The following is an 8,279-nucleotide window of genomic DNA, read 5'->3' on the forward strand; positions in this document are numbered from 1 at the left end:
CGGAATTATTTCAAACCGGGAGATGAAGTAGAATTTTTCGGTCCAGAAATTGAAAACTTCACTTCAAAAATCGAGAAAATTTGGGATGACAAAGGCCAGGAGTTGGACGCAGCTCGACATCCACTTCAAATTGTTAAGTTCAAAGTAGACCAGCCTGTTTATCCTTATAACATGATGCGTAAAGGAGAACTAGCATGAAGAAAAAACCCGTTGTAATAGGGGTCGCGGGGGGATCCGGATCAGGAAAGACTAGCGTTACCCGCTCAATCTATGAGACATTCAAAGGGCATTCCATTCTCATGTTAGAGCAAGATTATTATTATAAAGATCAAAGCCATCTTCCAATGGAAGAACGATTGAAAACGAACTATGATCATCCATTGGCTTTCGACAATGATTATCTGAAGGAACACATCAATCAATTATTGAATTACCAACCAATTGAAAAGCCAGTGTATGATTATGCACTGCATACACGCTCTAATGAGGTCATTCATGTAGAGCCGAAAGATGTTATTATCCTTGAAGGAATTCTTGTACTAGAAGATGAAGGTCTTCGTGATTTAATGGACATTAAATTGTTTGTTGATACAGATGCAGACATTCGTATATTACGTCGCTTATCTAGGGACATCAATGAGCGTGGAAGAACAATTGAATCTGTCATTGAACAATACGTAAATGTTGTAAGGCCGATGCATAATCAATTTATCGAACCATCAAAACGCTATGCAGACATAATCATTCCTGAAGGCGGCCATAACCATGTTGCCATTGACCTAATGGTTACAAAAATTAAAACAATTCTTGAACAAAAGTCATTTTTGTAATAACATTGCATAGATAAAGTATATATAATTAAATAGTACAAGCACGAACTCAAATTCGTGTGAACTACTATGAATGATGCGCGCCCTTTATGGACGCGCACTTATCTATGGATTCCTCTTTCGGGAATCCATTTACATAATTAACTGTGTCCGCACTGAGGCTACACTAGACCGTAATCTAAAATTAAAGGTCGAATAAAATATTTATAGTGTTGGATGGTCGGGGTATATAAACCTTGATTGAGAACTAAGAAGGAGTGAAAAAGTTTGGCTACTGAAAAAGTTTTCCCAATGACAAAAGAAGGTAAGCTTAAGCTTGAGCAAGAGCTTGAAAATTTAAAATCTGTAAAACGTAAAGAGGTCGTAGAACGCATTAAGATTGCTCGTAGTTTCGGTGACCTTTCCGAGAACTCAGAATACGATTCTGCTAAAGAAGAGCAAGCTTTCGTTGAAGGTCGTATTACAACTCTGGAAAATATGATTCGTAACGCAAAAATCATCGAAGAAGATGAAATGAATTCCGATGTAGTTACATTAGGTAAAACGGTTACTTTCATTGAGCTTCCAAATGGTGACGAAGAAACTTACACTATTGTTGGTAGTGCGGAAGCTGATCCGTTCGAAGGTAAAATCTCTAATGATTCTCCAATCGCTAGAAGTCTTTTAACTAAGACTGTAGGTGATGAAGTAGTCGTTCAAACTCCAGGTGGAGAAATGAATGTACGCATTATATCTGTAAAATAATAATCACTATGTTTTAAATGACTACACCTCGTCGACACTGTTGATGAGGTGTTTTTATGTTGAAGAAAAAAAGAATTTATACCTTTGCAATTATTCAAATGCTCCTGATTTGTGCATTATTGGGAAGGATTGCCCAAATACAGTTAATTGACACTGAATCTTTTTCGAAACATCATGTTAATTTAATTGAAGCAAGTGTTGATCAGAGATCACAAACCGTTACGGTAGACGATGGGAGAGGGAAATTTTATGACCGATTTGGAAATCCATTAGGACATGAAGAAATCCCGACGTTGATTCTCTTTCCTTTTTTAAAGAAAATGACATGGCCGTCCAAGACGATAGCAAGTTTGGCAGGAATCAATGAAGAAAAGCTACTAGAGAGCATAGAAGAAGCGAAAGAACCATTTGCTTTTAAAAAGGATGGAAAGCCAATTAAGCTATCTAAATGGCAAATGGAACAAATCAATAACCTTAAAATCCCAGGTATATTTGCTGTCGAACAGAATTTTGGTGTGAAACATGTCCCAGCACAACAACTGATTGGAGGGTTAACTCAATCTGCAGAGGTAAGAGATAAACGATATGGGGACAGGGAATTATCAATCAATACAAAATTCGGAGATAAAGGTCTTCAAGAGCAGTTTGATGAAGTGCTTCTTTCATCCGGTGAGTCAAAGCTTGTGTTCCACGTTGATGGAACAGGTGGACCTCTATTCGGTCTAGATGTGAAATACTTATCTCCATCGAACCCTTATTATCCGGTAAAGGTTATTACAACCATCGATCAAGATGCTCAACGATTAGCTGAGACTTTAGTAGCAGAACATCATATAGAAAAGGGAGGGTTAATTTTACTCGATATTGAAACGAGTGAAATTAGAGCACTGGTGTCAAAGCCTGATGTAAGTAATAACCCCAATGAAGGAGAAGGGGCTCATAATTTTATGTTTAAAAGAGCAACACCTGGTTCTGTATTCAAAACAGTAGTGGCAGCGGCAGCCATTGAAAGTGGAATAATAGATACAGAATCTAACCGGATGTTTAATTGTGATCAAAATATATTGGGCCAAAGTGAAAACGTAAAGAGGAAATTAGGGCAGCTTAATTTTGTTGATAGTTTTGCACAAAGCTGCAACCGGACTTTTGCCGAATTGGCCAATGACTTAAAAGAAATAAAGCCAGAATTGCTAGAGGAATATGCTGAAAAGTTAAATCTCATTGGACGCTCAGGATGGACTGGAGAGTTATTTCACAATGATTCCTTTGAGCAATTATACAAAGAAGAAGAAGGAAGAGTTTGGGGAGCGGAAGATTACAAAAAGGATAAGAACTTTATATCGCAAACGGCGATCGGTCAAAAGGATGTACAGGTCACTCCTTTAGCAATCGCCAATATGATGGCGACCATTGCTAAAGGCGGTGAAAGGAATAAGGTAAAAGCCGTCGATCGACTTGAATACGCAGATGGTACTTTATTAGTTGACTTTAATTCTAAAAAAATCGAAGGTAATAAAATAACATCATTTACAGCTCAAAAGCTACAAATGATGTTAAGAGAAGTGGTAACCAATTCAAAAGGTACTGGAGCATTATTAAACAATCTTCCATATAGTGTAGCTGGAAAATCTGGGACAGCCGAAACACAGCAAGAACATGATAAAGAGAATTTATGGTTTGCAGGCTATTTTCCTTTTGAAAAGCCAAAGTACGCCCTTGTGACGGTCAGATTAAATGCGACTGAAGGTGATGAAGGGGTAAAAAAATTATTCGCCGAAATGGTGACAGGATTATACACATTGGATCATCGTGAAGAATAGATATTACTTCAAAGCACAGAAAGGAAATGGTAGAATGGCGTAAGGGAAAGCTTTGCTTAAAGGGGGAACATAAATTATGAGAAACGGTTTTGACTCATCTAGATACAATTCTCGCTCAGATTTGAAGAATAAAAAGAGAAAAATCAACAGGATTTATAACATACTACTTGGTATTGTCATTGTGTTAATTTTTATTGTTGGAGGCTCAATATTCCTGGGAGGTTCTAACGAGGAAGCGTCCACAGTAGATGAAAAAAAGAAAGCGAAGTCTAAAACAGAACAAAAAGATTCTGAAGAAGATACAGCTGCTTCTGTTGAGGAAGAGGAATCAGAGTCAACTGAATCTGAATCTGAAACTGCGACAGAAGAAAATACGGAAGATACAGAAACTGAAGAAGAAGTTGTAGAAGAAAATGAAGACTCGTTAGCTTCTGATCCAAATGGAAAAGTGGAAGTAGAGAGTAGTGGGGAAAATGTAAAATCAGCCTATACTAATGAAACGTGGAAGCCGGTAGGGACTACACAGGTAGGTGAACATAGTGCTGACTTTACCAAAGATGGAACTGATTGGAATGAAATGGAAAAAGCGATTATGTATGGAGCTGGATTAACGGAAGGTAGCTATACATTATGGTGGCTTGAAAGAGGGGGGAACCCTACGAGTCAAGCAATTGGAACCATATCTCCAAAAGATAATAGCACAACATATCGGGTTTATATTGATTGGATTGATGGTGAAGGCTGGAAACCAACGAAAGTGGAAGAATTAATAGTGAACGATAAAAAGAAGTGATGAATTGAGGTGTCTACCAATATTTGTGTGGACACCTCTTTTTTGACCTTTAAAAAGCTAATTCTTTGAATCATGGAAATTAACTTTCAATACTTTGAATATGATGAAATAGAGATTTTCGATTTATTTCACAGAGTCCTAATTATTTTGCCCGGAAATGTACAACCGCACTATAAAATCTTCTTCCTTCTTCGCTCACGAACATTTGGTGAGAAACATTGTTTACTCTCAGCATGATCGCTTTGTTTATTTCAATTTGATTGGCGATTTTTTTTTCCAATTCTTGAATACTCTCTGCTTCAAAGAATTCAACTTTATCCTCCATTAAATCAAAATGTATATTCAAGATACATGCCTCCTTGGTTCAATTAATATATATCCATCAATATATTACCAAACGGGCTCGAATTTTAATACTTGAAGATTATCTGTTCTATATGTTAAATTTAGAACAGTTTTTAATTTAATTCATACTATAACTATAGGAATTATATAAATTAAAGGGGAATCATAATATGGGTAGAGAATTTCTCGATGTTTTTGAACACTGGGCGGATTCTTATGATGAAACGGTAATTGGTCATGATGAGGAGTATAAAGAGGTTTTTCGTTTTTATGAACAAATTCTTCAGACTGTTGCGGATAAAGCGCAAGGACATGTGCTTGAATTTGGAGTAGGGACAGGGAACTTAACTCAGAAATTACTACAAAAAGGGTACAAGGTTACAGGAATTGAGCCTTCGGAGCCGATGAAGAGAATAGCAGAAGAAAAACTAACGGGAGAAATTACATTAAGAGATGGCGACTTTTTAGAGTTTTTAGTTGAAGAAAAGGTTGATAGCATTGTCAGTACTTATGCTTTTCATCACTTAACGGATGAAGAAAAGGAAAAAGCCGTCCAACAATATGGAAACCTCCTTGCAACTGGTGGTAAAATAGTCTTTGCGGATACGATGTATGAAACAAAGGAATCGTATAAACAAGCAATCAAAAATGCGGAAGAAAAAGGCTTTTTGAATCTTGCTAAGGATTTGCAGACTGAGTATTACACCACCATTCCATTTCTGAAAGAAATTTTAGAAGCAGCAGGTTTTAATGTGGAATTTTCTCGTTGCAATGATTTCGTCTGGATTCTTGAAGCAACCAAACTATAATAACGAGAAGAGGTTGTACCATGAAAGTTGCCATCATCGGAGCAATGGAAGAAGAAGTTACAATACTTAGAGGACAATTAGAAAATCTGAAACAAGAAACTGTTGCAGGTTGTGAATATAATTTAGGTACATTAAATGGTGTAGATGTCATTTTATTAAAATCAGGTATTGGTAAAGTAAATGCTGCAATGAGTACTGCTATCCTTTTAGAAAAATTCCAGCCTGATGTTGTCATTAATACTGGCTCTGCTGGCGGTTTTTCTCCTAATTTGAATGTGGGGGATATTGTAGTTTCAACTGAGGTTCGTCATCATGATGTGGATGTAACAGCATTTGGATATGAGTATGGCCAGGTGCCACAGTTACCAGCTGCATTCAAAGCGGATGACAAATTGGTCGAGGTAACCTTAAAAGCTGCCGAATCAATCCATGATGTCGCGGTGGCAAAAGGATTGATTGCAACAGGAGATTCATTCATGAATGATCCAGTCCGTGTAGAATTCGTGCGTGGGAAATTCGAAGATCTTCAGGCGGTAGAAATGGAAGCTGCTGCAATCGCGCAAGTTGCTCACCAATTCAACGTTCCATTTGTTGTCATTAGAGCTCTTTCTGACATTGCTGGAAAAGAATCAAACGTAAGCTTCGAGAACTTCCTTGAAAAAGCAGCGCATCATTCATCACAATTAGTTGTGAAAATGGTAGAGCAATTGAAAAACTAATTTCGCTACTAGAGGATTGCAGTCCATATTGGCAGTAATCCTCTTATTTATACTGAGTGTTGTAAAGGATGTTAAGATGCAGCACCTATCCCGATATCTTATCTAAAGCTTACCAATCGGGAGTTTGACTAGAATCTACTTGGATAGGTTCAGAAGATAGGAGTTTTGAAAATGAATGTTTACAAAAGCATACACGATTTAATAGGAAATACCCCGTTGTTACAACTATCTCATTTTTCTCTGCCAGAAGGTGTCAATATATACGCAAAGCTAGAGTATTTTAATCCAGGTGGAAGTGTCAAAGATCGCTTAGGAAAAGAATTACTAGAAGCTGCGCTAAAAAGTGGTGAGCTAAAGCCTGGAGGAACGATTATCGAGCCTACTGCAGGGAACACGGGAATTGGTTTAGCTTTAGCTGCAATTAATACAGGAATTCAGGTTATCTTCTGTGTGCCAGAGAAATTCAGTCAGGAAAAACAAGAACTGATGAGAGCTTTAGGAGCTAAGGTAATTAACACTCCTACTTCGGAAGGTATGAAGGGTGCTATTGCAAAAGCAAAGGAATTGCTAAATGAAATACCTGATTCGTATTGTCCTCAACAGTTCGGGAATCCTTCGAATCCAGAAACGTATTATAAAACAATGGGTCCTGAAATTTGGGAACAGCTTGATGGAAAAGTAGATGTTTTTGTTGCTGGAGCAGGTACAGGTGGGACTTTTATGGGAACTGCGCGCTACTTAAAAGAAAAGAATCCTAATGTGAAAACGGTAATTGTAGAGCCTGAGGGTTCCATTCTAAACGGTGGCGAATCAGGACCTCATAAAACGGAAGGCATTGGTATGGAATTTTTGCCAGGGTACATGGATTCTGAATACTTTAATAGTATCTATACAGTGCTTGATGTAGAGGCGTTCCATTATGTAAAGGAACTAGCGGCCAAAGAAGGATTACTTGTTGGCAGCTCATCTGGAGCGGCATTTTACGCTGCGTTGAAGGAAGCTGAAACAGCAAAGCCAGGGACAAATATCGTAGTAGTATTCCCGGATTCTAGTGAAAGATATTTAAGTAAGAAAATATATCAAGGAGGTATTTAGGATGAAGAAGAAAACGAAGCTTATTCACGGCGGCATTTTTGGAGATCCTCATACAGGTGCGGTTTCTACTCCGATTTATCAAGTAAGTACTTATAAACAAGAGGGTATAGGGAATTTTAAGGGCTTTGAATATAGCCGTACAGGAAATCCTACAAGACATGCATTGGAAGAATTAATTAAAGACCTAGAAGGTGGAAAAAGAGGGTTTGCCTTCGGTTCAGGTATGGCTGCTATTACTGCTGTAGTTATGCTATTCGACAAAGGCGATCATATAATTTTCACAGATGATGTGTACGGTGGAACTTACCGTGTCATTTCAAAAGTAATGAATCGATTTGGTATCGAGTCTACCTTTGTAGATACAAGTGTTGTCGCTAATATTGAGAAGGAAATTCGTCCAAATACTAAGGCTGTATTTTTAGAAACACCGACAAATCCATTATTAAAAATTACGGATATTGAAGCTGTTGCTGGTCTTACAAAAGAAAAATCATTGAAATTAATTGTTGATAATACATTCAGTACTCCATACTGGCAAAATCCTATCTCACTAGGAGCTGATATTGTACTTCATAGTGCAACGAAATATCTTGGAGGCCACAGTGATGTTGTCGCTGGTCTTGTCGTAGTAAATGATGATCAACTTGGTCAAGATATGCACTTCGTACAGAATTCCACAGGTGGGGTATTAGGTCCACAGGATTCTTGGTTGCTAATTCGCGGAATCAAGACTTTAGGTGTCCGTATGGAAGAAATTGAGGAAAACACTAAACAAATCGTTGAATTCTTAAGCTCTAATTCTTCAGTAAGTAAAATCTTCTACCCAGGCCTAAAAGATCATCCAAACCATGAAGTTGCTGCGAAGCAAGCTACTGGATTTGGAGGAATGGTTTCCTTCGATGTTGGAAGTGCTGAAAGAGCGGATGAAGTATTATCAAAACTAAAATACTTTACTCTGGCAGAAAGTCTAGGAGCTGTAGAAAGTCTTGTATCTGTACCTGCTCGTATGACTCACGCGTCAATCCCAGCTGAAAGACGCGCTGAGCTAGGCATCACAGATGGCTTGATTCGAATTTCAGTAGGTTTAGAGGATGCGGAAGACCTAATTGAAGATTTAGCACAAG

General features: G+C 37.9%; 10 protein-coding genes. 9 read left to right on the forward strand and 1 reads right to left on the reverse strand.

Going from position 1 to position 8,279, the window contains the following annotated elements:
• The 5 genes from DBX25_RS21140 to DBX25_RS04090 all read left to right on the forward strand — a co-directional run.
• The coding region (locus DBX25_RS21140) for a U32 family peptidase C-terminal domain-containing protein (protein WP_240620146.1) at nt 1–198 on the forward strand (198 nt) is incomplete at its 5' end.
• Nucleotides 195–830, forward strand: coding sequence for a uridine kinase (gene udk, locus DBX25_RS04075; protein ID WP_108669501.1), 636 nt, complete (start codon nt 195–197; stop codon nt 828–830). The genes DBX25_RS21140 and udk, both read left to right, overlap by 4 nt.
• 267 nt (nt 831–1,097) lie before the next feature.
• Nucleotides 1,098–1,574: a transcription elongation factor GreA gene (greA, locus tag DBX25_RS04080; RefSeq protein WP_108669502.1), complete on the forward strand. Its 477-nt coding sequence runs from the start codon at nt 1,098–1,100 to the stop codon at nt 1,572–1,574.
• Nucleotides 1,575–1,630: 56 nt separating this feature from the next.
• A complete protein-coding gene (locus DBX25_RS04085; protein WP_205685174.1) occupies nt 1,631–3,394 on the forward strand; it encodes a peptidoglycan D,D-transpeptidase FtsI family protein in 1,764 nt (587 codons plus the stop codon).
• A gap of 76 nt (nt 3,395–3,470) precedes the next feature.
• Nucleotides 3,471–4,187, forward strand: coding sequence for a YrrS family protein (locus DBX25_RS04090; RefSeq protein WP_108669503.1), 717 nt, complete (start codon nt 3,471–3,473; stop codon nt 4,185–4,187).
• A gap of 142 nt (nt 4,188–4,329) precedes the next feature.
• Here the strand turns inward: DBX25_RS04090 and DBX25_RS04095 are convergent, their stop codons facing one another.
• A complete protein-coding gene (locus tag DBX25_RS04095) occupies nt 4,330–4,533 on the reverse strand; it encodes a DUF2536 family protein (RefSeq protein WP_108669504.1) in 204 nt (67 codons plus the stop codon).
• Between the two features lie 169 nt (nt 4,534–4,702).
• On the opposite strand from DBX25_RS04095, the gene DBX25_RS04100 reads away from it, so the two are divergent.
• The 4 genes from DBX25_RS04100 to DBX25_RS04115 all read left to right on the forward strand — a co-directional run.
• Nucleotides 4,703–5,341, forward strand: coding sequence for a class I SAM-dependent DNA methyltransferase (locus DBX25_RS04100; RefSeq protein ID WP_108669505.1), 639 nt, complete (start codon nt 4,703–4,705; stop codon nt 5,339–5,341).
• A 20-nt stretch (nt 5,342–5,361) separates the two neighbouring features.
• Nucleotides 5,362–6,060, forward strand: a complete 699-nt coding sequence (mtnN, locus tag DBX25_RS04105) for a 5'-methylthioadenosine/S-adenosylhomocysteine nucleosidase (protein WP_108669506.1) — start codon at nt 5,362–5,364, stop codon at nt 6,058–6,060.
• A 171-nt stretch (nt 6,061–6,231) separates the two neighbouring features.
• Nucleotides 6,232–7,155, forward strand: a complete 924-nt coding sequence (gene cysK, locus DBX25_RS04110; protein WP_108669507.1) for a cysteine synthase A — start codon at nt 6,232–6,234, stop codon at nt 7,153–7,155.
• A 1-nt stretch (nt 7,156) separates the two neighbouring features.
• On the forward strand, nt 7,157–8,279 hold a 1,123-nt coding region (locus DBX25_RS04115), incomplete at its 3' end, for a bifunctional cystathionine gamma-lyase/homocysteine desulfhydrase (RefSeq protein ID WP_108669628.1).

This window comes from Peribacillus acanthi, assembly GCF_003073175.1.
Classification (GTDB): domain Bacteria; phylum Bacillota; class Bacilli; order Bacillales; family DSM-1321; genus Bacillus_BN; species Bacillus_BN acanthi.